Below are 25,834 nucleotides of genomic sequence, written 5' to 3'. Positions count from 1 at the left end.
CGGGCGCTTCCGCAGCTTCGACTGTCAGCGCACCTTGCGGAAGGTTTCGCGGAGGTCGCCGACGATGGCATCGGGGTTTTCGTAGTGGGCGAAGTGGCCGCCCTTGGGGTGGGCGTTGACGTTGACGACGTTGAACGCGCTGTGGGTGGGTCCGTTCTCGAAGGCGGCGATGCGTCCTTCGACGGTGGTGACGCCGGGAGGGTAGACGTCGCCGAGGAGGAAGGTGAAGCCGGCCGGGGGCTCGACCGTCGGCTGGCGGTCGTGCAGCGGCGTCCAGGGGTAGCGGATCGTGTTGCGGTACATGCGGATGGAGGAGCCGATGGACTGGGTCACCCAGAAGATGGTGGCCTGGGTGAGGATGAAGTCGCGGGAGAAGACGGCGTCGAAGTCGTTGTTCTTGTCGCTCCACTTCTTCCACCGCTGCACCAGCCAGGCGAGCATCCCGATCGGCGAGTCGTTCAGACCGTGGCTGAGCGTCGACGCATCCAGCATGTGGACGGCGACGTGGGAGGCGTAGGTCGAGTGGAGCTTCAGGATGTCCGCCCGCAGCTCCGGCGAGGCGTCCGCGGGGATCGGCTCGCCGCCGGTGAGGTCCCAGTAACGGTCGATCTGGAACATGCCCGGCATAAGGTCGTGGCCGTAGTGCAGCGCGATGATGCTGTCGGCGTACTTGTGGCCCAGTGCGCTGTTGACCAGCGCGCCGTAGTCGGTGCCCAGCGACCCGTACTTCTCGTAGCCCAGCGTTTCGGTCATGAGCTTGTGGAGGATGTCGGCGATCTTCCAGTAGTTCAGGTCGCCCCTGCCGACGGGGGTGGACCACGCGAAGCCGGGCAGGGTCGGCACGATGACGTCGAAGGCATCGGCCGGGTCGCCCCCAAAGGCGGCGGGGTCCGCCAGCGGGTTGATGAGCGGGTAGCTGAACTCACCCGGCCAGGGCCAGCCGTGCAGGACCAGCAGCGGCGTCGGGTTGGGGCCCTTGCCGGGCTTGCGGATGAAATGCACGGGCGTGCCGTCGATCTCGACCTTGTACTGGTCGTAGCCGTTCAGCCGCTTCTCGGCCGCACGCCAGTCGAACCCATCGGCCCAGTACTCGACCAGCGGCTTGAGGTAGTCCGTGCTCAGGCCGTAGTACTCGTCCTCGTTGTCCAGGTCGTCGAAGAAGCGGGTCGACCGCAGGCGCGCCGTGAGGTCGTCCAGCACGTCCTGCGCCACATCGATCGTGAACCGCTCTGGCGAACGGTTGCTGTTGTCACTCATGAGGCTCTGCTTTCTTGCGAAGGGGGTGAGAGGGGGAAGACCGGTGCCTGGTGGTGCGGGGCACCGCCGTGTCAGTAGGTGAAGTCCAGGCGGAGTCGGGTCTGCTTGAGCTCGGCGATGTACCAGGAGCCGTCTGCCTTGACGAAGTGCGCGTGGTAGTGGCCGAAACCGTGCATGCCCTTGAAGGGGAACTCCTCGTTCACCTCGGCGTTCTCGGGCCGGGTGACGATGTCCTCCATGGCCCACACACCGTGGGCCGAGGTTGCCGACTCGACGTCGATCTCGTCCGAGAACAGGTGGTGGATGAGGACGTCGTCGGGACCACCGCTGGAGCCGACTATTTCCGCGATCTTTTCGCGGCCCTCCATGCGCAGCCACACCGAGCCATCCGGCTTGTGCGGGGTGTACGTGCCGTCCGGCGTGAACAGGCCGGCCAAGTCCCGCCAGCGCTGGTGGTCCGCGGAGCGGACGTATTTGGCCATCAGGCGACGAAGGTCCTCGATGATACTCAGACGCTCGACAGCATCCATGATCGATCACATTCCTGTCGGTTTCAGTGGTGCAGGCGCCCGGATTCGACGGTGCAGCCCGACTCGCCCCGGCGGCACGACGGCCAGCCTCGGCAACGGGCAGCGGCACTTGGCCTGCCCCATGGACCACAAATCGGACCGGGCGGTCACATTGACCGTAGCACACAATCGGACCGGGCGGTCATGTTCGGTATTGCAAAATATGACCGGCGGGTCATGTCGCCGCAGCCGCTATGACCGGTGGGTCACGTTGGTTGCATGAAATCTGACCAAAGGGTCCGGTTGGGCTGCACCTGATCGTGGATGAGGGAGCCCGCCATGACGAACCCGGCAGCGGTCAAGCAGCTGCGCAGCGATGCCGTGCGGAGGCAGGAAGCTCTTGGTGAAGGCTGCGGCGGAGGCATTCGCCGAAGGACAGTAGGTCACCGTCTCGCCGGCCAGGGATCCGCCGGGCAAGCTCAGCGGGATGGTGGTGCCACGCTCGGCCGGCGCGGCACCGAGTGCGGCCAGTTCCTCCCAGGTCCGCGTGGCTCGTGCCCGACGGCGGCCACATCGGCCCGCCGGTACCAGATGCCGGCGACATCCGCCTCGGCCTGCACCGCGACGGGCCGGCCGTCGAACTTGTTCGCCGTCCGAAACGGATCGACGAAGTCCCGTTCGTACTCGTCGGGTATCCAGTCCGCGTCGGCGGATTGGCCTGATCGTCGCAACGTTGCAGGCTCATGACGCCAGAGCGGCGGCGAAGGCGAGGGCCCACCCGACTTGGCGGCATGCAGCTCACCCAGGTGAAGCCTGGATCTAGATCTCGCGGATGGTGTCGGTGGTGTCGTGGGACTGCCATACGCCGACGAAGCCGGCCCCGAAGGTGATCGGTACGAGGCCCGGCACGGGCCGGGGTGGCGGGCTGGTCATGCGCCGGCACCCAGGCGGCGGAAGAGACGTGGCCGAGGAAGGTGGTGCGGCCGCTGTCGGCGCTGCGATGCCGAAGCTGGTGGTGGGGAGGGGGCCGGATGGTCTACGAGCAGCTGCTGAACTTGTCCGCGCGCTGGTCGAAGTGAGGGCCCGCCGCGTGGTGATCTTAGGGGTGCTGTGCCTGGGCAGGCATGACTGATGGGCCGGCGGAATCCAGAGCGGTCACAGAGGGGTGGCCGTGGTCTCGGTGTGGGGCGGGGGGCCCGGCAGTGCCGGGGCTTCGGCGGCTTGCATGCCGTCGAAGGCCAGGCGCAGGTAGCGCTGCCACAGGTGCGGCTGTGTCGCCTGCAGAGGGGATCCGGTCTGGTAGATCCCGCTCATCAGCAGCGTGATGTCCTGCCCGGTGATGTCCTGGCGGATGACTCCGTGCCGGCGGGCGCGGTCGGTGAGCGCCTCGACGACCGCATCCAGCTTCTCCTGGGCCTTGCGCACCTCGGGGTGGTCGCGCGCCACTCCGTGGGCGACCTGGCAGAAGGCGAGGTCCTTGATCTGCAGCTCGATGGCGGCGCTCATGAACGCGCACAGTGCGTGCGCGGGGTCCTGGGCTTCTGCCAGTTCGTCGCCGGTCGCGACGAGGAAGTACATGTTGTCGGTGACGATCGCCGCAAGGAGGTCCTCCTTGGTGGGGAAGTGCCGGAACACCGTCCCCTTGCCGATTCCGGCCCGCTCCGCGATCTCGGAGACCGACACCTCGATGCCGTGTTCGGCGAACGCCTCGGATGCCGCGTTGACCAGGAGTCTCCTGGTCCGTACGGCGTCGCTGCGCATCGGCTTCACCGCAGCGTTGGCCATGGCGTCCTCCTTGCTTCGGCTGCGAGTGTAGTCCAATCGGACCCTATGGTCACCTTCTGGGGCTACTACACCGACCTCACCGAGGTGCTCGCCCTGGCCGGCGAGGGCAGGATCAAGCACACGGTCACCCCGGTCGAGCTGGATGACATCAACGCCCGGCTGGAAACGCCGACCCACGGCGACGCGATCGGGCGGCAGGTCGGCGTCTTCGCCTGAACGACTCACGGCGGACAGCTCGGAGCCGATCGAGCCGCGTCCGCCTGACCGGTCGGCCGGTCAGGCGGACGCCCGGCCACTCAGGCGGCAGGTACGGCGAAGATCCGGTACTCGGACACGGCCGTGAAGCCGAAGCCGCGGTACATGGGCTCGCCCGCCGGGCTTGCGATCAGGGCGGCCCTGCGCATCCTGCGTTCCCGCCCGACCCGCAGGGCGGCGGCCGTGAGTGCCCGGCCGATGCCGCGCCGCCGCTGGGCCTCGGCGACGTGGACGATGAAGATTCCAGCCGTCCCGTGGGCGGTGATGACGATCGTCGTGCCGACGACCCGGCCGTCCAGGACGGCCGCGAGCCGGACCACGTCGGCGCTGTCCTCGCGCCCGGCCTCCGCCCGGACCACCTCGGCAGCCAGCTCCGCCGGTACGCCCATGGACGTGGTGTAGACATCGACCAGTTCGGCGAGCCGCCCGGGTTCCCCGACCACTTCGACGCGGAGGCCGGCGGGCTCTTCGCCCGGTACACCGCTGCCGCCGCCCGAGCCGATGCCGCACCCGTCGCCGAAACCATCCCCGTCCCCGTCCAGAGGACGGACCATCAGCGGCATGGCGGCGAGAGGCATCGCACCCTGGGAGGTCAGTGCGGCGGAGGTGCCCTCGGGACTGTCCGGCCCGACCCACCACCACCAGGGGACGCCGGCCAGCCGCTTCCGTGCGGTCGTCACCGCCTGCTCGACCGCTTCGAGGGGCCGTACGCGTACGACACCGTTGAACTGCGCCGCGGCGATCCCGCTGCTGTAGAGGTCGAGTTCGCCTTCGGCCCGTTCCGCCATGCCCCAGCCCAGCAGATACTGGCGGAAATTGGCGGTCACCTCCGCCAATTCGCCGACTTCCGGAAAGAATTTGGCGGCGCCGGAAGAGGCGGCTCCATCCGGTGCACTGTTCGGTAGGGTAGGCGTTTCCATGGCGTTCACTTTCGTTTCCTCTGGGATTCCATGCGCCCGGTCACGGTTAACTCCCGGAAATTCCGAAGGGTAATGCGCGAGCCGTACAGGCTCCAGGGCCTCGGTGTAGTCGGAGGGCACCCGGTTCATGGCGATCTGCCTTCTCGTTACCGGGGAACGTGACAGGAACGGTTTCCAAGATCATGGAGTTCTCGACGCCCCGTGATCCGAGTGAAAGACCGCGCCTGCCGCCGCATCATCCCTGATCCCATCGGCTCTTGACCAGCTCTGCCCACAGCCCGAGGTCGCTTCCGAGGAGGTTCCGGGCCTGCTGGAGCGACTGGCCGAGGTGCCAGACGCGCGTGATCCAGGTGGCGTGCGCCTTGCTCTGACCGTCGTACTCTCCCTCACCGCGTGTGTCGTACTTGCCGCAGCGACCGCCGGCTTGCCGACCGCGGCGCGAGGACCTCCGGGCTTCGCGCTCCGACCGTGGACGGCAAGAGTCTGCGTGGCGCCGCCGAGGACGCCTCCCGACTGCGGACCGGCAACGCTCCCCGCGGGTCGGCCGCCGACAAGCACTTCGCTTCAAAGGATGAATTGCTGGGCCTTGCCACTGCGGTCGCGTTCGACGAACGTCTCGAACCCCTCACTCGGATATCCGAGGACTTTCACGACCGGACGCAAGCACGCAGCGAGCTTTTCAGGACATACTTGTCGACCGGGCATTCGCGACTCCGGGCGCCGGATGCGCGCCGCCGCCCTTGCCAGTGATGCCGCCCACGTGCATGGTGACAGCCCGCTGCAGCGCTCCTGTCTGGATGGGCTGGAGAAGGTCCTCGATGTCATCGCCGAATACGAGGAAGTCGCGGGAGGGGAACAGGAGGAGGCTCGCCGACTGGCGGTCATCGATTTCGCGACGTTGGTCGGGCACTCACTCTGGCGCGCGCGGTCGGCCAGACTCCACTGTCCAATGAGTCTCAGTCGTTGAGGATCGCCTTGGCGACCTCGTCGGGGTGGGTCAGCATGCCCTCGTGGGTCCCTGGAACCATGATGGGTTCGAGTCCCAGCCGCGCCGCGAACTCGGCGCCGGGTCGGGGAAGCGCACGATCGTCCTCGCCGAGGATGTACAGAGCGGGAATTCCAAGCTCGCTCACATTGGGCACGTCGAGTGCGTCCAGGAAATAGTCGCCGGGCTGCGGCGTCAGCAGATCCGCCACCAGACGCTGGGTCCCCTCATCGACGCCCTGCATGAAGATGCCCTGGACGAACTGCAGCGTAGGCGGGATCGCTCGGGTCGGGGATGCGTCGATCAGCCCCCGCAGCATCGCTGCCGCCTCCGGAGGATTGTCATCCACCATGGACCTGCCCCGCACGGGAACCTGCGCAGCGTAGTAGACGACCTTGGAGACCCTGCCCGGCAGACGGTGCGCTGCGCCGGCCAGCGGATACCCACCCCAGCTGTGACCCACCAGAGTCACATCGGTGAGACCCAGCCTCTCCACCTCGGACACCACATGGTCCACCGCATCCTTGAGTCCAAGCCCCGTGGGATCGTCACCATCACCCAGGCCGGGCAGCGTAAGACAGATCGCACGATGCGCCGCGGCACGCAGCCGCTCGGCAACCGGACGCCAGGACCACCCCCCATGCCAGGCACCCGGGATCAGGACATACGTAGAGTCTTTACCGCTCATTTCAATCCTCGCTAATTGAAGGTTTGTCCTCAGTAAAAACCACGAAACAACGGAAGGCAGCCGTTATCCGAATCAGGTGATTCGCCTTCACCTGTGATGTGGCCGACCGGCGTTACCGGTCTTCCAATTTGATGGGGGTGCGGCCGTGCAGGCGCTCCTTCGCGCGGCCGCCGGACTGATGAGAGTCCGGCAGAGGCGGGTGCTGGCCGTCGTCTGACTGGTCACGGAGGAGCACCGCCCGGCCGCCGGCCCCAGCAACTTCGAAGACCCGCGTTATCCGGCCGGGCGGCGATAGGCGCCGTACCACCAGATCCTCCCGAGCTCACGGGCCAGTGCGGCATCGCCGCTCCCGTCGTCCACGCTGATGTGCCGGGCGATGGCCTGGGCTCCGCCCCAGACGATGACCCTGCTCGCGGCCACTGCATCAAGGTCGGACGGCGTCGCCCCAGCTTTCTGCTGCTCCACGAGCGTCGCGAGCACGGCCTCGTCGAACCCCTCCAGATCGGCTGTATAGAAGTCCCGTACCTCTGAGTCGTACGAAGCGACCTCGCGAACCGCGGAAAGCACCGGATGGTGCGCCCGGTGGAGGGCGAGCACGTTTTCGAAGAACTGTGCGTACCTGTCCGCACCGTCCTCGCCCGCCCCCGGGTCCCACTGCCTGGCCAAGGCCAGAGAAGCCTCCCTGATTTTCTGTGCGAGACGCTTGAGGATGTCCGGCTTTCCCTGGAAGTACGCGTAAAACGTAGCTCGTGACACGCCGGCTTCTTCGATGATGCGCTGAACGCTGATCTCCGTGAAGGATTCACCGGCGTCGAGGAGCTTTTCCAACGACGAGAGCAGCTTCGCCTCTGTTGCCGCGGACCGCCGCTCGCGATCATGGGTTCGGCGTCGCGTCACCGACGACATGGTTGCCCTCCCGGAAAGTTGCGAACGGTGCCTGACTGGCGTGGCGCCGGTCTGTCCGGCCGGCCAAGAACATCATACGGAATGTTCATACAGTCTGTTCACCTGCGGAGCCTGAGGGTGGCCGTACCCCGTCTTCGCATGTGGGCGCGGACATCGTGATCATCAACGACACAAGGACTACCGGGCGCCGTCGACTTCGACGAGGCGAGGCGTGCGTCGGCCCCGGATGCAGCGGTGAAGTCGCGCCGGAGCAGGTCACCAGCCCTCTCCTGGCCGTCGTCCCGAATGGTGGTGCGGATCTTCTTTCCGCGTCGGGCGCCCTCCAGGCCGAGGTCGCGCATCGCCCGACGCAGTTCGGCGTTCTCGGCCCCCAGACGCTTGATCTCCGCGGCTTCCTCCGAGGTGGTGCCGGGCCGCTGGCCGGTGTCCACCTGCGCTTTGCGGACCCAGGTCCGCACCGTCTCCGCTGCACCGATGCCCAGCTTCGCCGCGACCGCCTTCATCGCGGCCCACTTGGTCGGGTAGTTCGGGCGGATCTCCGCAACCATGCGCACCGCACGCTCACGAAGCTCAGCAGGATAGGGGGACGGACGTGCCATGACTCGTTCCTCTTAGGGAATCGATTCTCCATCAGACCCGGAGCGCTTCAATCCCCCGTGGCCGGACAAGCCTCGATGCCTGATCTCGCCGACCACCGTCGGCGTCGCGTACGTCGAGAACTCGACACCGCTCTGTGGGTCGAAGCGGTCGGCCGACTTGATCAGCCGGGTGGGCACCGACGTACCACTTCACCAGGCGTGACCTCGGCGCCGCCGCCGCGGCCCTCCCCGCCGCACCGCCGCGCCACTACACCGCGGTGAATCCGCCGTCGTCGAACTCGGGGCCAACCTCGGAATCGACGTCGGAGTCGTCAACCGAAATCCCGGAGTTCGCGGCTTCCAAGTCGTCAAAAGGCGCTGGGTCGTGGGGCGAAACCTGGCCTGGATCATGACGCGCCGCTGCCTCACCCGCGAGTACGAGACCCTCCCCGCCAGCTCGGAAGTCATGATCCACATCGCTTCGATCGACAACCTCGCCAAGTGCATAACAGACGAGACCACACCTACTTGCCGAGGAACCTACTAGGGCACAAGGGGTAATGCCGCCACGCCGGATACCCTCTCAGTGCTGTGTGCGTGCGGCCATGGCCGCACGCAGTGCGTCCGCGTCGAGAACCGGGCCCCAGGCATCCATCGGATCGATGCTTCGGCCGCTGACCAGTGATCCGGCGTCGACAGTGTCGAAGCCGATCCGGTCGATGAATCCGGTGACGGCTCGCTTCGCCTGGTTGTCGTCGCCGGCGATGGGTATGGCGCGCCGGTGAGGTGTGCCGGGCGGGCGGGCGTGCTCGATGATCTGGGCGGCCATGATCGCGTTGAAGGCTTTGACGATGCGGGCGTCTGAGAGGTGCGCGGCGAGTATTTCACTGGCCGCGGTGTCTCCGTTGTCGATGGCGGCGATGTGTCCGTCGCGCGGCGCGTAGTAGTTGTTTGCGTCGATGACGATCTTGCCGGTCAGGGGTTGCACCGGGATCTGCCGCACGTTGCGGAACGGGATCGCCACAACGACCAGGTCGCCGGCCACGCCGGCTTGTTCGGGTGTTGCCGCGCGTGCCCTCGGGCCGAGCGCGTCGATCAACCGGGGGAGGGTGTGCGGGCCTCGGGAGTTGCTCATCACGACGTCGTGGCCGGAGACGATCGCCTGTCGGGCGAGGGCCTGTCCGATGTTGCCGCTGCCGATAAAGCCGATGACGGCCATGATTGTCTTTCCTTCGTGGGTGCACTGCAGTGAGTCGCCCGGGCAGGCCCGGGATGGCCGCCTGCTCCGGTCGGCTTTGGTCCGCTTTGGCCGAAGCAGGCGGCCAGGTCCGAGCTCGTCGGCCGGATCTGCGCTTGTACCGAGTGGTCAGGGTGTGAGGACGAGTCGGCCTCGCAGGCCGCCCTCCGCGAGGCGTCCGTGGGCCTGCGCCGCCTCTTCCAGTGGGTATGTCTGGGCGACCCGAAGGGTGAGCGCGCCTGAGGTGGCGAGGTCGGAGAGGGTGGTGAGCATCGCCGCGTCGGGGGAGACCTGGGTCAGCCGTACCTGGATGCCGCGCTCCGTCTGCGGCACAGCATCCATCCGGGTGGTGACGAAGGTTCCGCCGTCCCTGACTGCCGCGATGACGCCAAGCATGGCGGTGTCCAGCACCGCGTCCACGCCATGCGGGTGGAACCGGCGCACCGCTGCGGCGGGGTCGTCACTCGCGGGCACGAAGGTGTCGGCGCCGAGGACGCCGGTGACGAAGTTCTCGTCGTCGGCGAAATCGCTGGCGATCACCGTCAGCTTGCGTCGCTTGGCCAGTTGCACGGCGTAGCCGCCGACCGCACCGGCCGCGCCGGTGATGAAGACGCTCTGCCCTTCACCGAGGCCGAGAAGCTCCACCGATTGCGCGGCGGTCAGGCCGTTCAACGGGATGGTGGACGCGTGCACGGCGTCGATCCCGGTCGGCGCGTGGGCCAGGGCGTTACTGGGCACAATCGTGTACTCGGCCTGGGCCCGCACGACACCGGTCGCCCCCTGCACGATCGCGATCACAGGCGTGCCGACCTCCCACGCCACGCCGGGGCCGACGGCATCGACCGTGCCGGCCACATCCCAGCCGAGACCGAAGTGACTGCCCTGCTCGGGGGCCGGGAACAGGCCGCTCCAGGCTGCGACATCAGCGGGGTTGAGGGCGGCGGCATCGACCTTGATCCGTATCTCGAACATGCCCGGTTCGGGCAGGTCGATGGCTGCCACTTCGATGACGTCTGGTGCGCCGACGGACCGGTAGACAACTGCTCGCATGGTCTTCGTTCTCCCTTTTGTGTGATTGGAACACCACGAACGCTAGGTGGGTTACGATCGATTAGTAAGTAGGCACTTTTAAGTGCGTTGCGCTCCTGACAGGAGAGATGGATGGCCACCACGACGAAGTCGGCGCGCCAGGTCGAGCCCGGCACGTACGAGGCGTACATGCACGACTGTCCCGCGGTGGCCTTGCTCTCGACGATCAGCAACCGGTGGGTCAGCCTGACGATGTGCACCCTCGGGTCCTACGGCGATCCGATGCGTTACAGCCACGTCAGTCGCGAGATCCCTGGCGTCAGCCAGAAGATGCTCACCCAGACCCTGCGCATGCTCGAGCGCGACGGCATGGTGAAGCGGACGGCCACACCGACTGTGCCGGTACGTGTCGACTACGAGCTGACCCCGCTCGGACAGGGCCTGTATGACCTGCTGTCCCAGGTACGCGACTGGGCCGTCGACAAGACCGATGAGGTCGACGCGGCGCGGGCCCGCTACGACACCCGGCAGACCGACCAGTAACGACAACACAAGCCTCCCCGCGGGCTGTGCACCTGCGCCCGAACGGGATGACCGGCCTCATCGTCAGCGACCGTCGCGGGGCCCGTACATCATCACTGCAGGTCAGGGGCCCATATCAAGACTCGTGCGTGACGGACGGCAGATGGTCGCAGTTCGGCGGGGACGATGCTCGTCGTCGTGCCAGAACTCGGCGACGGACCCGCCAGTACGTGGAATGCTGCAGGAGCCGTTCCGGGAGCGTGCCCAGGTAGGTGGAGAATGCCTCGCTCTGCTTCACGGCGGATCACGGGTCGTTCCAGGTGAACGCAAGGTCCGGGTGAGCCTCTTCTGACCGGGGGGGCAGTCATCCGTGCACGCCTCGTACGTTCCGGGCTCGACCCGACGCGCTGACGGGGAAGGCATGGTCCTGCTTTCGAGCTGCACCGGCGGGTTGCCGCACGGACCACCGTCGCGGCCGTCTGATCGGTGGGCACGGCGTGGTCGGTGCGTTCACCGCATGGCGCTGAGGCTGGCGGCTGCCGCGAGGGGGACGGCGACGGTGTACCGGGCCTGGCGTCGCGTTATCGACGGGACATGCGGGCAGGTCATTGCATCGGACCTTGGTCTCTGGTCCCCACGTGAGCGGCAGCCGGCGGAGACGGTGCGGTCCGGGCAGCTGGGGATGGGTCGCCGGAGTGGCAGGCCTGTTCGCCCGGCAGCAGTAGTGCTCAGGACCGACGACAAACGAGGTCTCGGACCGCGATGCGGTCCGAGACCTCGTTTTGGCTGGCCAGCCGGTGCAGAGGAGACGAATTCGAACTCGTGAGGGGTTGCCCCCAACACGCTTCCCAATGGGTCACGGCACGGTCCGTGGGTGAGCGGGGATGTTCTGACCTCCGGTGCAACGGTCGGCGGACCGGCATTCGGACGGCGATGAACGCTGATGAATGAGACCACGACTGAGACCACGAAGCGAGGCGGTCAGAGGCGCGGTCTTCTCCTGTTCACGAACTGCGGGTGGTCAGCCGCCGTCGCCCGTGGGTGTGCGCAGCAGGGCGTCGGCTGCCCGTGCGGCCAGCCAGACGCCGCCGTCCGCCCAGGCCCAGCCGAACCCGCGGACGGTCCTCCAGGCCCCCTGGCCGAAGTAGAACCAGAGGATCTGCTCGGTTCGGACCGCGTCCAGGCGGACCGCCCGCAGGGCCACCAGGTGGTCGGCGATGATGGCCAGCCGCTCGCGGTAGCGCTTGACAGCGTGTTCGGCTGCAGCGGCCACCGCAGGATCGGCGGTCGCGTTGTCGCGCAGGAAGTTCAGGACGCGTTCATGGCGGCGTGTGATCTCGCCGGTGCTCTCGGCCGTCAGACGCAGGACTTCCGAGCCATCTGTTGTGGCCAGGAGGGCGTCGAGTGCGGTCTGGATCTCCTCGTCCTCCGTGCCCTCCCGTGCCAGCGCCTCCACCAGTGCCGGCTTGCCTCCGACGCTCGTGTACACGGTGTTCAGCGCGACCCCCGCCCGGTCCGCGATGGCGGAGACCGTGGCCCTGGCGTACCCCGACTCGACGAACAGTTCTTCCGCGGCTCGGAGGATGGCGGTATGTGTCTGTCCCGCCGCGACGGTCCGGACCTTCGAACGGTAGGTGCGCTTCGCCATCCCGTCATTATGGCAGGGATACATTGATATTAATGGTGTTACTATCAATGTATGTTGATTAACCCTGATGCCCCTGTCGACAAGCCCGAGATCCAGCAGATGAAGGTCATTCACCGTGTGATGAGGCGGGAGTTCGCCCAGCTTCCCGCTCTCATCGCCGGGGTGTCCGTGGGCGATACCGCCCGCGCCCGTCTGCTCGGCAGTCACCTCTCCCTGGTTCTGGGGATGCTGCACGACCACCACGAGGCCGAAGACGAACTGCTCTGGCCGGTCCTCATGGAACGCGTGCCGATCGAGAAGGACTTGATCGGCGTCATGGAAGTGCAGCACCAGGCGATCGGCGACGCCGTCGGCACAGTCGCGGCCGCGTTGCCCGCCTGGACCGCCGATGCGAAGGCCCCGGCCCGCGACCGGCTTGCCGACTCCCTGCGGGATCTCGGCCCGGCCCTGACCGAGCATCTGGACCTGGAAGAGGACTCAGTGCTTCCGCTCATCCACGATCACCTCACCGTGCCGGAATGGCTGGCGCCGCAGAAGCACGCCATGAAGCACGGCCCCAAGACGCTGACCGGCAAGCTGACCCTGGCCGGTATGGTCCTGGAGGATGCCACGCCGCGCGAACGCGCATGGTTCCTCGGCGAGATGCCTGCCCCTGCCCGGCTGCTGTGGCGGCTAATGGGTGCTCGCCAATACGACGCACACGTGCGGCTGATACGGATCGGCGCATCGAGCCCGAGCTGAGTGCTCTTGCGTGGGCCCGGCGCTACTAGGAGGAGAGCGTCCAGAGTCCGCGGCGGCCATGGGCCGGCCTCGTAGCTGCTCGTCGGCAGCGGCGCGGCGCAGACTGCGAGAGGTGAACCACTCCACGCCGGCCGATTCACCGGAATCGGTCACCACGACACCGTGTGTGCGGTAGCGGTCGTCACTGTCCGCTTCAGGCGGTCCCGTGGTTGCTAGAATCGTCCGAATTTCCAATCCCAATGGGCCGCGAGATGGAGATCGGCGTCGATGCTGAGCACTTGTCACGGGCACGCTCCTTGGTGAGGGAAGGCCAGGCATCAAGAAGGTCAGCGGTCTGTCACTCTCAGGCTGCGCGGCGAAAAAAGCCGAGGCCGTCCGCAGGACCTCGTTCGCCCGGCGCAGGTCCCGCACCTCGCGCCGCAGCTGGGCGAGCTCGTTCTTCTCTTCGGTGGTGAGCAGGTCATCCCGCTCGCCGGCATCGGCCTCGGCCTGCCGGATCCAGTTCCGCAGGGCTTCGTGATGCACGCCGAGTTCCTCGGCCATGCGGCGGATCACCGGCTTCGGCTCGGCGGTCCGGTACATCCGCACCGCACGCTCACGCAACTCCAGCGGGTACTTCCTCGGGGCAGGCATCATCTGGGCTCCTCTCATGAGACCCATCTGACCTTCTGTCACCTTTCCCCGCATCTCGGGGGAACCTCAAGGAGGCCTACCACGGTTAAGGGAGAGTCGCCTCGGTTGTGGTGGGGCCGCCGGGAGGGGTCGCGGGTGGGTGTACGGGCGGTGTTGAACTGCCTCTGTGTCAGCGGGACTTGAGGGAGGGTGGCTGCGGGTCAACGCCAGTCGGGAGCGCCGGACGCGGGTGACAGTACGCTCTCGATCTTTGTCCGGATCTCCCGCATGACCGTCACGACCCGGGCCTCGTGCTCCTCGTCGAGCCTGGCCACCGGCACCGAGCAGCTGATGGCGTCCGTGGCCGGTGAGTCGTACCGCAGGGCGAAGCCGAAGCCCGCGATGCCGGTCACCGTCTCCTCGCGGTCGATGGAGTAACCGCGCTCGCGCACCCCCGCGAGGTCGGCGAGCAGCGTGACGCGGTCGGTGTGGGTGTTCTCCGTGAAGGCGGTCAACGGTCCCTCGGGGAGCGGGAGTTCGGCGTCGGGGCGCTCGGCCAGAAGCGCCTTGCCGAGGGCGCCCGCGTGGGCCGGGATCCGGCGGCCGACCCGGCTGATGGTGCGCAGGTACTCGTGGGACTCGCGGGTCGCGAGGTAGACGACGTTCGGGCCGTCCAGCCGGGCCAGGTGGATCGTCTCGCCGAGGGCGTCCGAGGCCTGGTCGAGAAAGGGGCGGACCGTGCGTACGTGCGGATCGCTGTCGAGGTAGTTCGTACCGGTGAGCAGCGCGCGGATCCCGATGCCGTACAGGGAACCGGTGGTGTCGGAGCGCACCCAGCCGCGGTCGATCAGGGTCTGCAGCAATTGGTACATGCTGCTGCGCGGTACGCCGAGCTCCTCGGCGAGTTCGTCCAGGCGGGCGGGCCTGTCGCCCCGCGCGGCGAGGAGTTCGAGCAGCGCGAGAGTCCGGGCCGCCGACTTGACCTCACGGACGCCCGAGACCCCTGCCCGCACGCCGGACGCCGCCCCACGTGCACCGGTCGTCTCTTCGCGTATGTCGGACGTCGATGCGCGTACACCCGCCGTCTCTTCGCGCACGCCGGACGTCGATGCGGGTACACCTGCCGTCTCTTCGCGCACGCCGGACGTCGATGCGGGTACACCTGCCGTCTCTTCGCGCGCGCCTGCCGTCTCTCGGCGCACGCCCGTTGTCCCTCCGCGCCCGCCCGAGGTCCCTCCGCGGACCCCTCCGCTCTGGACCTCTTCGTTCTCCGGCATGGGGCTCATCGTAAATCCGCGTTGTCGCACCCATTGACCCCACCGAGTTCACCAACTTAGCCTCCATCTGCATACGTAGACGGCATCTGCATATGGAGACGGGCCTCGTCGGCCTGGACTTGATCGGAGTGCCCGCAGCCCTAAGGGGTGCGGGGAACCGCGCGACCCGCCCCCACCGACCCGCACTCGGCACACCGCCAAAGCCAGTTCAAAGGGGAACTGCCATGCCTCTCCTCGTAGTTGGGATCAGCGTTCTCGTCCTGCTGATCCTGATGACCCGGCTGAAACTCAACGGATTCGCCGCGCTCCTCCTCGTGGCGGTCGGCGTGGCCCTGGTCCGCGGGATACCGGTGGCCGACATCCCGGATGTTCTCTCGGACGGCATCGGCGACCAGATCGGCGACACGATGCTCACCATCGGACTCGGCGCGATGGTCGGCCGTGTCATGGGGGACTCGGGCGCCGCCCAACGCATCGCGGGCAAGCTTCTCGACGCCTTCGGGCCCCGCTGGGTCCAGGTGGCCATGGTGGTCACGTCCATGCTCATCGGCGTGACCATGTTCTACGAGGTCGCCTTCATCATCATCGTGCCGATCGCGTTCACCCTGGTCAGGGTCACCGGGGCGAACCTGCTCTGGGTCGGCCTCCCGATGTCGATCGCGCTGTCCACGATGCACAGCTTCCTGCCGCCGCACCCCGGCCCCACCGCCGTGGCCGCGACCTTCCACGCGTCCGTCGGCCACACCCTCTTCTACGGCCTCTTCATCGCCGTACCCGCCGGCGCGCTGATCGCGCTCGCCTGGCCGCGGCTGCCGTTCGTCAGGCGGATGAACCCCGCCATCCCCAACGGCCTGGTCAGCGAACGCGAGTTCACCGACGAGGAGATGCCCGGCATGGGCTGGTCGCTGTTCGTGGCGCTCTTCCCCGTGGTGCTGATCGCGGGCGCCGCGGTGACCGACATGGTCGTCTCCGGCGAGAGCCCCTTCCTGCACTTCGTCGCCTTCATCGGCTCGGCGCCGATCGCGCTCATGCTGACGCTGCTGCTTGCCGTCTGGGCGTTCGGACCGCGGATCGGCCGCAGTATGGAGGACGTCAGCGCTTCCTGCGCCTCCGCCGCCAAGGCGATGGCGATGATCCTCCTCGTCATCGGCGCGGGCGGCGCCTTCAAGAACGTCCTCGTCGAGGGCGGTATCTCCGGATACATCAAGGACGCCACCGACGACTGGTCCATCTCGCCGATCGTCCTGGCCTGGCTCATCGCGGTCATCCTCCGCGTGGCCCTCGGCTCGGCGACGGTCGCCGTCGTCACGGCCTCCGGCGTGGTCCTGCCGCTCCTCGCGGGCAGCGGCGTCCACCCCGAGATCATGGTCCTCGCCGTGTCGTGCGGGTCGATCGCCTTCTCCCACGTCAACGACCCGGGATTCTGGCTGTTCAAGGAGTACTTCAACCTCTCGGTCATCGAGGCGATCAAGGTCCGTACCACCTATACGACAGTCCTCGCGGTCATCGGCCTGGGCGGCGTCCTGGCGCTGGAGCCCGCCCTCGACGCCCTCGGCACCCTCAGCCTGTGACCACCGGCCCAATCCCCCTCTCACACAAGGGACTTCGACCCGCATGAGCCAGCCGACCGTCACCCACTTCGCCGTCTATCCCGTCGCCGGCCGCGACTCCATGGAGCTGAACCTCTCCGGCGCCCACGGTCCCTACTTCACCCGCAACATCGTCGTCCTCAAGGACTCCGAGGGCCGTACGGGACTCGGTGAGGTCCCCGGTGGCGAGAAGATCACCCAGACCCTCCGTGACGCCGAAGCCCTCGTCCTCGGTGCGAAGGTGGGCGACTACAAGCGGGTCCTGCGCGCGATCGGGGACCGGTTCGCCGACCGCGACTCGGGCGGACGCGGCGGCCAGACCTTCGACCTGCGCACCACCGTCCACGCGGTCACCGCCGTCGAGGCGGCGCTGCTCGACCTCCTCGGCCAGCACCTCGACGTACCGGTCACGGCCCTTCTCGGCGACGGCCAACAGCGAGACACCGTACGGGTGTTGGGCTACCTCTTCTACGTCGGCGACCCCGGCCGCACCGACCTGGAGTACGTCCGTGAGCCCGACTCGGACGTCGACTGGTACCGCGTCAGGCACGAGGAGGCCCTGACGCCGGAGGCCATCGTCCGCCAGGCGGAGGCCGCCCACGACCTCTACGGCTTCCGGGACTTCAAGCTCAAGGGCGGGGTCCTGGCGGGCGCGGAGGAGGTCGAGGCCGTGCGGGCACTCAAGGACCGCTTCCCCGAGGCGCGTATCACCCTCGATCCGAACGGCGCGTGGTCGCTGCGCGAGGCGATCACACTCTGTACGCCGCTCCTGGGCACCCTCGCCTACGCCGAGGACCCCTGTGGGGCGGAAGGCGGTTACTCGGGGCGCGAGATCCTGGCCGAGTTCCGCCGAGCCACCGGTCTCCCGACCGCGACGAACATGATCGCCACCGACTGGCGCCAGATGACCCACGCCCTCGCCCTCCAGTCGGTCTCCATCCCGCTGGCCGACCCGCACTTCTGGACCATGCAGGGATCGGTACGCGTGGCCCAGCTGTGCAACGCGATGGGGCTGACCTGGGGCTGCCACTCCAACAACCACTTCGACATCTCGCTCGCCATGGTCACCCACTGCGGTGCAGCGGCGCCCGGTGCGTACAACGCGCTCGACACCCACTGGATCTGGCAGGAGGGACTGGAGCGCCTCACGGTTGCGCCGCCTCGCATTACCAGCGGTGAGATCGCCGTCCCCGACGCGCCCGGCCTGGGCATCGAGCTGGACGTGGACCGTCTTCTCGCGGCCCACGACCTTTATAAGGAGAAGGCGCTGGGGGCCCGGGACGATGCCGCGGGTATGCGGTACCTCGTCCCTGACTGGGAGTTCGACGCGAAGCGTCCGTGTCTGGTGCGGTAGCGCTCCGCTGGGGGTGCGTTGGGAGGCTGCGGGTGGGCTGGGAGGTTGCGGGTTCGTTGGGGGGCTACGGGTTCGTTGGGGGGCTACGGGTGGGGCGGCGGTCTGCGGGTGGGTGGGGGCTGGTCGCGCAGTTCCCCGCGCCCCTAAAGGATGCGCGGTTCGCGGTGCGCCCCTGTAGTTTGCCGCAGCCCGCAGCCCGCAGCCCGCAGCCCGCAGCCCGCAGCCCGCAGCCCGCAGCCCGCAGCCCGCAGCCCGCAGCCCGCAGCCCGCAGCCCGCAGCCCGCAGCCCGCAGCCCGCAGCCCGCAGCCCGCAGCCCGCAGCCCGCAGCCCGCAGCCCGCAGCCCGCAGCCCGCAGCCCGCAGCCCGCAGCCCGCAGCCCGCAGCCCGCAGCCCGCAGCCCGCAGCCCGCAGCCCGCAGCCCGCAGCCCGCAGCCCGCAGCCCGCAGCCGCCTCAGCTCTCAGCCCCCGCCCCCGCTTGCCTCCACCTCCACCTCCACCCCCCACCGCCGCGCCTCAGTACATCCCCGCGGCCATCACCCCCACGCCCGGCTCCTCCGGAGTGGTCGCGGTGCCGCCCACGGAGCCCCCGCTCGCGATCGGGATGCCCGACAGCACCTCCGCCGGCAGGTCGAAGGCGTCGACGAGGGTCATCAGGTGCGGTGCGAGTTCGCCGAGGACCGTGTCGACGGCCTTCGGCAGGGCGCGTACGTGATCCGGCGTCAGCCAGCCCTCGGCGAGTAGATCGCCCGTGTGCTCGCCCAGTTGCTTCAGCAGGAACAGCAGGCACAGGTTCCGCATCAGGGAGGCGGCGCGGGAATCTGCCGCCCGGGCGACCGCGGCGAGGAACGCGTCGGCTGCCTGGAGGCGGGCGTGGGCGGAGACCATCTCCAGGGCGGCGTCCGACGTCACGTTCCAGCGGCCGACCGGATCGCCCGACGGGCCCTCGCGCAGAGCTGTGCGTGCCCGGTCCTGCCAGATGCGCTCGACCTCGGCCAACAGGTCGCGCAGGAAGGGGAGTTCGGTGAGCTCCTGGCCCTCGGGGTCGCCGGACTCACCCGCCTGTACGCCCTGGTGGCCGAAGACCATCTCGGAGGCGGCCTTCACCCAGATCACCAGGTTGTCGCCCTCGGCGGTGATGCCGCCCTCGATGTTCAGGGGGAGGTCCGCCAGGCCGTTGGCTGGGAAGAGGCCCTGGGCGCCGCAGCGTTCGCGGCACTCGGTGGTGATCGCACGAGCCTGCCAGGTGATCCAGCCCTTGGCCACGGCCACGTCACGCTCCACCTCCGCCCGGTCCTCGTCCGTCTGGACGGCGAAGCGGCTCACCATCGAGCGGTGCAGGAATGTCATCGCGTACGCCGTCGCCAGGGCGTGCAGCAGTCGGCCGTGGTGGCTGCGGTGGGCGGCCAGCGGAATGCGCTCGCCCGCCTTCGGTCCGGCCAGGAAGCGGCTGTGGGCGTACCGCACCGCGATGGTCAGCGCGGTGCGTGACATGCCCAGCGTGCCGGCGCTCATGCACAGCTTGCCCATGGTGACGCGGTTGATGGAACGCAGCAGCCGCTTGCGCCGGTTGCCGAGGTTGCTGGCCAGTGTCCCGTCGGGGCCGAGTCGCCCGTGCTCGGCCTCCAGCAGGGCCCCGCGCGGCAGCCACACCCGGTCGAACGAGGTGAGGCAGTGGTCGACCGGGGTGCCGGTGCGCTGGGGGAGCGGCTGGACCCGTACTCCGGGGAGGTGGCCCTTCTCGTCGCTGAGCGGGGTCAGGAAGAGGAAGGTTCCCTGGTCCTCGCCGTCGACGACGAGGCGGGCGGCGACCACCGCCGTCTTGGGGCCGCCGGTCAGGCTGGTGTTCGGCATGAACTTCCGTGCGCCCGGGGTGGGGGTGGTGAGGTGGAAGCCGCCCGTCGCCCGGTCGAACACCGCGACCGTCTCCATCGACGCGACGTCATTGCCGTGCTCCAACTCCGTGCAGAGAAACGTTCCTGTGTGCTGGAGCGAGATGAAGGCGGACAGGTCCCTGCGCCGGCCGCCGTCGTGGTCGAGGACGCTGCCGAGGAACAGGTTGTAGTGGATGCTCGCGAGCGTGGTCAGCCCGCCGTCCACCGGCCCCGTCCACTCGTGCAGCCCGGCGAGGCGGTACGGATCGGCCGCCAGCTCCACCGGATCACCGGCCGCGTCGTTGAGGAGCCGCAGCCGTTCGTACGAGAGGGCCGTCCGTTTCTCGGGCGGCAGTCCGGGGCGGTACGCGAACTCCTTGCCGGAGACGAGCCGACGCCAGGCCCCGTGCACGCGTTCGCGGTCGGCGCCCTCGAAGAGCAGCTGAGCCAGCTCGTCGGCGACGGGGTGGGTCTTCGTGTGTGCGGGCACGGCCATCGAACTCCCCTGGGTGTGGGAACCGGTCAGGTACGAACCACTGCGCACTGAAGATACGTACCAACCGGTTTTGTTTTCAAGGGTGCTTGGGGAGACGGAGGCGCTCATTGGGGGAGCCCGAGGGGCGCTTGCGGCGCGCACGGTGCATCGGTGCAGTTCATTGCGGTTCATTGCGGTTCAATGTGCGAGCCGCGAGTTGACTATGGGTGAATCCTTGAGAAACCGTTCGGCTGGTTTTATTCTGACCAGCGAGGTCGTAGCCCCCATTTTCCGACCTCGTGGTCTCTTTTATCGGTGAGCGGGATGGTACGGAGGTTCTTCGTGGCGCGGCAAGAGCGGGCCATTCGGACGCGGCGGACGCTTCTCGTCGCGGCGGCCGAGGTGTTCGACGAGGTCGGATACGAAGCGGCGACCATCTCGGACGTCCTCAAGAAATCGGGCATGACCAAGGGCGCCCTCTACTTCCACTTCACGTCGAAGGAGGAGCTCGCCCAGGCGGTCCTCGCGGCGCAGGTCGAGTCCCTGCCACGGGTGCCCGAACAGGAGTTGAAGCTCCAGCAGTCGCTGGACGAGGCGCTGCTGCTCGCGTATCTGCTCAAGTCCGACACCGGTGATCCGATCGTCCAGGGCAGTGTGCGGCTGACCGTCGACCAGGGGTCGCCCAAGGATCACCTGAACCGGCGGGTGCCGATGCAGGCCTGGCAGGACCACACCCAGGCTCTCTTCCAGGAGGCCAAGGCGAAGGGCGAGGTCCTGCCGCACGCAGATGTGGCCTCGCTCGCGAAGCTGTTCGTCGGCGCCTTCACCGGCGTACAGGTGCTGTCGCGGATCATGACGGGCCGCGCGGATCTGGCGGAGCGGGTGGCCGACCTCTACCGGCACCTGATGCCGTCGATCGCGGTGCCGGGCGTGCTCGTACGGCTGGATTTCACGCCGGAGCGGGCGGCTCGGATCCACCGGGAGGCCATGGAACTGCGCGAGGCGGAGGCTGAAGCGGAGGCGGACGCCGAGGCCCAGGCCGGGAGCGAGAGCGAGGCCGGTCCGCGGACGGGCATCGCGACCGGCTCGCGGACTGAGACCGGGACCGGGGTCGCGGCCTCAGCCGGCGCCGGCGCCGGAGCCTCAGTCGGGGCCGGAGCCTCAGTCGGGGCCGAGGCGCCCGCCGAGGTCGCGACCGCCGCTCAGTGAAGCGCCCCGAAGGTCCCTGAAGGTCCCTGAAGGTCCCTGAAGCGCCCTCACCGCGGGGGCGTGCGACGACCAACCGAACACCGAACGGAGTGCACGCATGGACATGCCTGCTTGCCCGTACGCGCTGGACGTGACCGGGCGGGATCTCGCCTCGGAGGCCGAGAAGCTGCGGTCGCGAGGGCCGGTGGCCGAGGTGGAACTGCCGGGCGGCGTGGTCGCCTGGGCGGCCGTACGGCAGAAGTACGTCAAGCAACTCCTGCTGGATCCACGGGTGTCGAAGGACGCCAGGCAGCACTGGCCCGCCTTCATCGAGGGGAGGATAGGCGACGAGTGGCCGCTCTACCCGTGGGTCGCCAACGAGAACATGCTGTTCGCCTACGGGGATCGCCACTCCCGGCTGCGGCGGCTGGTCGCGCGCGCGTTCACCGCGCGCCGGAGCGAGGCCCTGCGGCCGAGGGTCGAGGAGATCACTGCCGGGCTGCTGGACGACCTGGCCGCCGTTCCCGCCGGTGAACGGGTCGATCTGCGGGCCGGGTTCGCCAAGCTGCTGCCGATGCGGGTGATCTGCGAACTGTTCGGCGTGGCGGAGGAAGCACGCGAACCCCTGTGTGCCGCGCTGGAGTTGGTGTTCGGCACGGCCGTGTCGGCCGAGCGGATGGCCGCCGCGCAGGTCGAGGTCTTCGGCATGCTGGCCCAAGTGGTCGCCGAGAAGCGGGCCGAACCCGGCGGCGACCTGACGTCCGCGCTGATCGAGGCCCGCGACCAGGACGGGGACGGCGGGCTCACCGAGCAGGAACTCCTCGGCACCCTGTACCTCATGATCGCCGCGGGCCAGGAGACGACCTGCACCCTCATCACCAACGCCGTCGGAGCCCTGCTCGCCCACCCGGAACAGCTCGCGCACATCCGCGCCGGCCGGGCCACCTGGATGGACGCGGTCGACGAGACGCTGCGGGTACACAGCCCGGCGGCGTACTCGCCGATGCGGTTCGCGGTGGAGGACATCACGCTGGGGGACGCCGAGTCGCCCGCTGACTCGGCCGCCGATGAGTCTGATGGCGAGTCCGGTGGCGCGCCCCGCGGTGAGTCCGGAGGCGCGTCCGGCGGTGAGTCCGGTGGCGTGCTGATCCGGAAGGGCGACCCGATCCTTGTCTCCTTCGCGGCCGCGTCCGGGGATCCGGAGGCGTACGGGGAGGATGTCGCCGTCTTCGACCTGCTGCGGGCGGGCCGCCGTGAGGACCTGGCCTTCGGGTACGGGGTGCACCGGTGCATCGGGGCGCCGCTCGCGCGGATCGAGGCGAGCGTGGCGCTGGCGGGGCTCTTCGAGCGCTTTCCCGGGCTGTCCCTGGCGGCACCGGCGGACGGGATCGAGCCGGTGGAGTCCTTCATCGTCAACGGCTACGGGTCGCTGCCCGTGCTCCGCACATAGCAGGAGCAAAAGCAATAGCAACGACTGTGGCACGACAATAGAAACCGCACGTGCGGTTTGTTATCGTGAAAGTGCCTCTCTGGCACGCCCCTCGCAGCAACGGAGCGCTCTGATGGCCCAGCAGGAACGCGCGGTACGTACGCGCAACGCGTTGATCAAGTCGGCGGCCGAGCTCTTCTGCAAGGACGGTTTCGACGTCGTTTCCCTGTCCACGATCAGTGCGCGGGCCGGAGTCAGCAACGGCGCTTTGCACTTCCACTTCGCCAGCAAGGCGGCACTTGCCTCGGGTGTGTGGGAAGCGGCGGCACAGCGACTCCGGCGGATCACGGCGGAAGGCCGGACGAGGAGTGACGCCAACGGGACGGCTGCGACCGCTGGGGCCGCCGGGACCGCCGGGACCGCAGGGGCGGTCGGGTCGACAGGGTCGGTCGGGGCGGCCGGGGCGGCCGGGGCTGTCGGTTCCGGCGGGTCCTTGCAGGTGCTGGTCGACACCACGCACGCGTTGCTGCGGGGGCTGCGGCACGACGTGATCCTGCGGGCCGGGTTCGACCTGGGCGAGAGCTCGGTGCCCGTGGCGGCCGGCGCGGATCTGCGGCGGCGGTGGCAGGCCTGGGTGGAGTGTGTGCTGGCCGAGGCGGCCCGGGAGGGCGCGTTGGCGCGTGACGTCTCACCGCAGGACGCGGCCCATGCCGTGGTCGCGGCCACCGTGGGCTTCGGAGCCCTGGGCAGCCGGAACGCGCAGTGGCTGTCGCAGTCCATGCTGACCCGCTTCTGGGCGCTGCTGCTTCCCCGGCTCGCCACGGAGGTGGCGCTGAAGGGGCTGGTGGCTTCGGGTCGCCGGGACGGGGTGGCGGGGGCCAATGCCGTACCCCCGCAGTTCCGCGTCACGGCCCGCTCGGGAGCGTGACAACGCTGCCGCGCTGGCGCCGGCTGCTCGCTCGGCGAAACGGCGCCTGCCGGGGACACGGAGACCGAGGCCGCACCAGCTGAGCTCGCTGAGGCAACTCGCAGGCGGACAGCGCCCCTTCAGGGGCGCGGGGCTGTATCGATATGCGGCTCCGCCGCGATGGGGGTCCCCCGCTCATGGGGGTCCCCCCGCTCGAGCGAAGCCGAGAGTGGGGGAGAAGCCGAGAGTGGGGGAGCGACCAGCCCCCACGCACCCGCACGCTCCCCACAACCCATCGCGCGAAGCGCCCACCGCGGGGCGGGTACGAGAACGGTTCACGCCGGACTCGTACCCGCCCCGCGCCGCGTCGTTGTCGCCCCGCCGGCTAGGCGACCGGCACCCGAGCGAACCGCCCCGCCACCCGAAGATCCCCCTCGATCCGCCCGGCTGTCGCGGCCAGTTCCGGCAGCACCTCATCCACACACTGCTCGACCGTCCGCCGCGAACTGTGCATCGCCACGTTCACGGCCGCCACCACCCGCCCCGTACGATCGCGCACCGGAACCGCGATCGACCGCAATCCCTCCTCCAACTCCCCGTCCACCAGGGCGTATCCGGCCTCCCGTACGTGATCGAGGGTGGCCTCCAGCGCAACCGGGTCCGTGACCGTTTGCGGAGTCAGCGCGTGCGGGCTGCTCAGGAACGGGCCCCGCTCGGTCGCGGCGATGTCGGCGAGCATCACCCGGCCCAGCGAGGTCGCGTAGGCGGGGAAGCGCGTGCCGACCGTGATGTTGGCGCTCATGATGCGGCTGGTGGCGACGCGGGCCGTGTACTGGATCTCGTCGCCCGCGAGGACCGCCAGGGACGCCGAGTCGTGCAGCCGGTCCGCGAGTTCGGCGAGATGCGGGGCCGCGATCCGCGGCAGCGTCGTACGGGAGAGCGGCGGGAAGCCGAGGGCCAGGACGCGCGGCGTCAGTGCGAAGGTCCGTCCGTGGGCGGTCACTTGGCCCAGGTGCTCCAGGGTGATCAGCGCCCGTCGGGCCGTCGCCCGTGCGAGGCCGGTGGCCTGCGCGACCTCGGTGAGCGTCAGCTCGGCCCGGCCCTCGCCGAACGCCGTGATCACGGTCAGCCCGCGGGCCAGCGACTCGATGAACTCCCGGCCCAGTTCCTGCTTCGACGCCCCGGTCCAGGTGGCGAGCCCGGCGGGCGCGGCGGGCGGCTGGGCGGGGGCCTCCCGCAGATCCCGTTCCATGGCGCGCACGGCCGCCCGTAGGCGGGGCAGCAAGGTGTCCCGCAGGGAGTCAGCGGTGTGCCGGCTGGTGTGGCTCACCACGCTCACCACACAGGCGGTACGCCCACCGCGATCCCGTACGGGGACGGAGACCGCGACCAGGCCCGGCTCGATCAACTGGTCGTCGAGAGCCCAGCCGCGGGCCGCCGCCTCCCGCGTCCGCTCGGCGAACTCCTCGTCCCCGGTGGGGTGTTCACGCGGCGGCACGGCCGGAAAACCGAGGTCCTGCGGATCGGCGGCCCGCCGTGCGCGCCAGTGCGCCCAGTCCTCCTGAGTCCACTGCGCGGCGAACAGCGGGCCCGGCGCGGTCCGTTCGGCCGGGAGCAGATCGCCGATGCGGAAGCTCAGCGACATCGCGCGCCGCCGGGTCGCCTGGTGGATGAAGCGGATGCCGTCCCGGTCGCCGACCGCCAGCGACACCGACTCGTCCAGTTCGTCGGCCAGCGCGTCGGCCCGCCCGTCCAGCAGCCGGGGCAGCCGCAGCGCGGCCAGGTAGGCGTTGCCCAGCTCCATCAGCCGCGGTGTGAGCACGGCGTCCCGTCCGTCGAGACGTACGTATCCCATGCGGGCCAGCGTCGCCGCGATCCGGTCCACCGTGGACCTGGCGAGCCCCGTGGTCTTCTCCAGGCCGCTGAGGCTCGACGTCCCGCCCGCCTCGGTGAGCCGGTGCAGCACGGTGATGCCCCGCATCAGCGGGGCGACCGCCTCGACGGGGGCGGGTACGACTGCGTCGGGCCTGGCGGGTGTCAGGTGGGTCGGTGGCATGGGCTCCCCATTACG

The 25,834-nt window shown here is 68.9% G+C and carries 22 protein-coding genes and 3 pseudogenes; 9 read left to right on the top strand and 16 right to left on the bottom strand.

Annotated elements, in window-relative coordinates; all coding sequences use genetic code 11:
• Positions 1-24: 24 nt before the first annotated feature.
• From OHA11_RS18555 to OHA11_RS18540, 4 genes are all read right to left on the bottom strand, one after another.
• Positions 25-1,257, bottom strand: a complete 1,233-nt coding sequence (locus OHA11_RS18555; protein ID WP_266497680.1) for an epoxide hydrolase family protein — start codon at positions 1,255-1,257, stop codon at positions 25-27.
• Between the two features lie 71 nt (positions 1,258-1,328).
• Entirely contained in the window at positions 1,329-1,787 is a 459-nt protein-coding gene (locus OHA11_RS18550) for a nuclear transport factor 2 family protein (RefSeq protein WP_266497679.1), read from the bottom strand.
• Positions 1,788-2,245: 458 nt separating this feature from the next.
• Positions 2,246-2,497 carry a hypothetical protein gene (locus OHA11_RS18545; RefSeq protein WP_266497677.1) on the bottom strand — a complete coding sequence of 84 codons (252 nt, stop codon included), beginning with the start codon at positions 2,495-2,497 and terminating at the stop codon, positions 2,246-2,248.
• A 424-nt stretch (positions 2,498-2,921) separates the two neighbouring features.
• On the bottom strand, positions 2,922-3,551 hold the full coding sequence (locus OHA11_RS18540) for a TetR/AcrR family transcriptional regulator (RefSeq protein WP_266497676.1): 630 nt from the start codon (positions 3,549-3,551) through the stop codon (positions 2,922-2,924).
• Positions 3,552-3,596: 45 nt separating this feature from the next.
• Between OHA11_RS18540 and OHA11_RS18535 the strand changes: the two genes are divergently transcribed.
• Positions 3,597-3,767 (top strand): hypothetical protein, encoded by a 171-nt coding sequence (locus OHA11_RS18535; RefSeq protein ID WP_266497673.1) that lies wholly within the window; start codon positions 3,597-3,599, stop codon positions 3,765-3,767.
• An 80-nt stretch (positions 3,768-3,847) separates the two neighbouring features.
• Here OHA11_RS18535 and OHA11_RS18530 read toward each other — a convergent pair whose 3' ends face one another.
• The 5 genes and pseudogenes from OHA11_RS18530 to OHA11_RS18510 form a co-directional block, all read right to left on the bottom strand.
• Positions 3,848-4,633: a GNAT family N-acetyltransferase gene (locus tag OHA11_RS18530; protein ID WP_266497672.1), complete on the bottom strand. Its 786-nt coding sequence runs from the start codon at positions 4,631-4,633 to the stop codon at positions 3,848-3,850.
• 1,049 nt (positions 4,634-5,682) lie between these two features.
• On the bottom strand, positions 5,683-6,399 hold the full coding sequence (locus OHA11_RS18525) for an alpha/beta fold hydrolase (protein ID WP_266497669.1): 717 nt from the start codon (positions 6,397-6,399) through the stop codon (positions 5,683-5,685).
• Positions 6,400-6,672: 273 nt separating this feature from the next.
• Positions 6,673-7,305, bottom strand: a complete 633-nt coding sequence (locus OHA11_RS18520; protein WP_266497667.1) for a TetR/AcrR family transcriptional regulator — start codon at positions 7,303-7,305, stop codon at positions 6,673-6,675.
• Between the two features lie 341 nt (positions 7,306-7,646).
• Positions 7,647-7,904, bottom strand: a pseudogene (locus OHA11_RS18515) (transposase); the annotation flags it as partial.
• Positions 7,905-7,938: 34 nt separating this feature from the next.
• Positions 7,939-8,069: pseudogene (locus OHA11_RS18510) on the bottom strand (sigma factor); the annotation flags it as partial.
• Positions 8,070-8,160: 91 nt separating this feature from the next.
• Here OHA11_RS18510 and OHA11_RS18505 point away from each other — a divergent pair.
• Positions 8,161-8,430 (top strand): annotated as a pseudogene (locus OHA11_RS18505) (IS5/IS1182 family transposase); the annotation flags it as partial.
• Positions 8,431-8,466: 36 nt separating this feature from the next.
• On the opposite strand, the gene OHA11_RS18500 reads toward OHA11_RS18505, so the two are convergent.
• Positions 8,467-9,102 carry an NADPH-dependent F420 reductase gene (locus tag OHA11_RS18500; protein ID WP_266497666.1) on the bottom strand — a complete coding sequence of 212 codons (636 nt, stop codon included), beginning with the start codon at positions 9,100-9,102 and terminating at the stop codon, positions 8,467-8,469.
• A gap of 147 nt (positions 9,103-9,249) precedes the next feature.
• Positions 9,250-10,170 carry an NADP-dependent oxidoreductase gene (locus OHA11_RS18495; protein WP_266497663.1) on the bottom strand — a complete coding sequence of 307 codons (921 nt, stop codon included), beginning with the start codon at positions 10,168-10,170 and terminating at the stop codon, positions 9,250-9,252.
• Between the two features lie 111 nt (positions 10,171-10,281).
• Between OHA11_RS18495 and OHA11_RS18490 the strand changes: the two genes are divergently transcribed.
• Entirely contained in the window at positions 10,282-10,692 is a 411-nt protein-coding gene (locus OHA11_RS18490; RefSeq protein ID WP_266497662.1) for a helix-turn-helix domain-containing protein, read from the top strand.
• A 1,000-nt stretch (positions 10,693-11,692) separates the two neighbouring features.
• On the opposite strand, the gene OHA11_RS18485 is transcribed toward OHA11_RS18490, so the two are convergent.
• Positions 11,693-12,319 carry a TetR/AcrR family transcriptional regulator gene (locus tag OHA11_RS18485; RefSeq protein ID WP_266497648.1) on the bottom strand — a complete coding sequence of 209 codons (627 nt, stop codon included), beginning with the start codon at positions 12,317-12,319 and terminating at the stop codon, positions 11,693-11,695.
• A 51-nt stretch (positions 12,320-12,370) separates the two neighbouring features.
• Between OHA11_RS18485 and OHA11_RS18480 the strand changes: the two genes are divergently transcribed.
• Positions 12,371-13,060: a hemerythrin domain-containing protein gene (locus tag OHA11_RS18480; protein ID WP_266497645.1), complete on the top strand. Its 690-nt coding sequence runs from the start codon at positions 12,371-12,373 to the stop codon at positions 13,058-13,060.
• Here OHA11_RS18480 and OHA11_RS18475 read toward each other — a convergent pair.
• Both OHA11_RS18475 and OHA11_RS18470 read right to left on the bottom strand, forming a co-directional pair.
• Positions 12,992-13,696, bottom strand: a complete 705-nt coding sequence (locus tag OHA11_RS18475) for a transposase (RefSeq protein ID WP_266497643.1) — start codon at positions 13,694-13,696, stop codon at positions 12,992-12,994. The two genes, OHA11_RS18480 and OHA11_RS18475, sit on opposite strands and share 69 nt — an antisense overlap.
• 197 nt (positions 13,697-13,893) lie before the next feature.
• Positions 13,894-14,685 carry an IclR family transcriptional regulator gene (locus OHA11_RS18470; RefSeq protein ID WP_266507275.1) on the bottom strand — a complete coding sequence of 264 codons (792 nt, stop codon included), beginning with the start codon at positions 14,683-14,685 and terminating at the stop codon, positions 13,894-13,896.
• 488 nt (positions 14,686-15,173) lie between these two features.
• Between OHA11_RS18470 and OHA11_RS18465 the strand changes: the two genes are divergently transcribed.
• Both OHA11_RS18465 and OHA11_RS18460 read left to right on the top strand, forming a co-directional pair.
• Entirely contained in the window at positions 15,174-16,520 is a 1,347-nt protein-coding gene (locus OHA11_RS18465; protein WP_266497639.1) for a gluconate:H+ symporter, read from the top strand.
• A gap of 43 nt (positions 16,521-16,563) precedes the next feature.
• Entirely contained in the window at positions 16,564-17,892 is a 1,329-nt protein-coding gene (locus OHA11_RS18460; protein ID WP_266497637.1) for an enolase C-terminal domain-like protein, read from the top strand.
• 514 nt (positions 17,893-18,406) lie between these two features.
• Here the strand turns inward: OHA11_RS18460 and OHA11_RS18455 are convergent.
• On the bottom strand, positions 18,407-20,308 hold the full coding sequence (locus tag OHA11_RS18455; protein ID WP_266497635.1) for an acyl-CoA dehydrogenase: 1,902 nt from the start codon (positions 20,306-20,308) through the stop codon (positions 18,407-18,409).
• Positions 20,309-20,581: 273 nt separating this feature from the next.
• On the opposite strand from OHA11_RS18455, the gene OHA11_RS18450 reads away from it, so the two are divergent.
• From OHA11_RS18450 to OHA11_RS18440, 3 genes are all read left to right on the top strand, one after another.
• Positions 20,582-21,448, top strand: coding sequence for a ScbR family autoregulator-binding transcription factor (locus tag OHA11_RS18450; protein WP_323186585.1), 867 nt, complete (start codon positions 20,582-20,584; stop codon positions 21,446-21,448).
• A gap of 97 nt (positions 21,449-21,545) precedes the next feature.
• Positions 21,546-22,877: a cytochrome P450 gene (locus OHA11_RS18445; RefSeq protein ID WP_266497633.1), complete on the top strand. Its 1,332-nt coding sequence runs from the start codon at positions 21,546-21,548 to the stop codon at positions 22,875-22,877.
• Between the two features lie 112 nt (positions 22,878-22,989).
• The gene (locus OHA11_RS18440) at positions 22,990-23,784 is read left to right on the top strand and encodes a TetR/AcrR family transcriptional regulator (protein ID WP_266497630.1); all 795 of its coding nucleotides are present in this window, start codon (positions 22,990-22,992) and stop codon (positions 23,782-23,784) included.
• Between the two features lie 364 nt (positions 23,785-24,148).
• Here the strand turns inward: OHA11_RS18440 and OHA11_RS18435 are convergent, their stop codons facing one another.
• Positions 24,149-25,819 carry an IclR family transcriptional regulator C-terminal domain-containing protein gene (locus OHA11_RS18435; protein ID WP_266497627.1) on the bottom strand — a complete coding sequence of 557 codons (1,671 nt, stop codon included), beginning with the start codon at positions 25,817-25,819 and terminating at the stop codon, positions 24,149-24,151.
• Between the last annotated feature and the right edge of the window lie 15 nt (positions 25,820-25,834).

Source organism: Streptomyces sp. NBC_00878, from assembly GCF_026341515.1.
In the GTDB taxonomy this organism is placed as follows: Bacteria; Actinomycetota; Actinomycetes; order Streptomycetales; family Streptomycetaceae; genus Streptomyces.
This window is presented reverse-complemented; position numbering and strand designations above follow the sequence as displayed.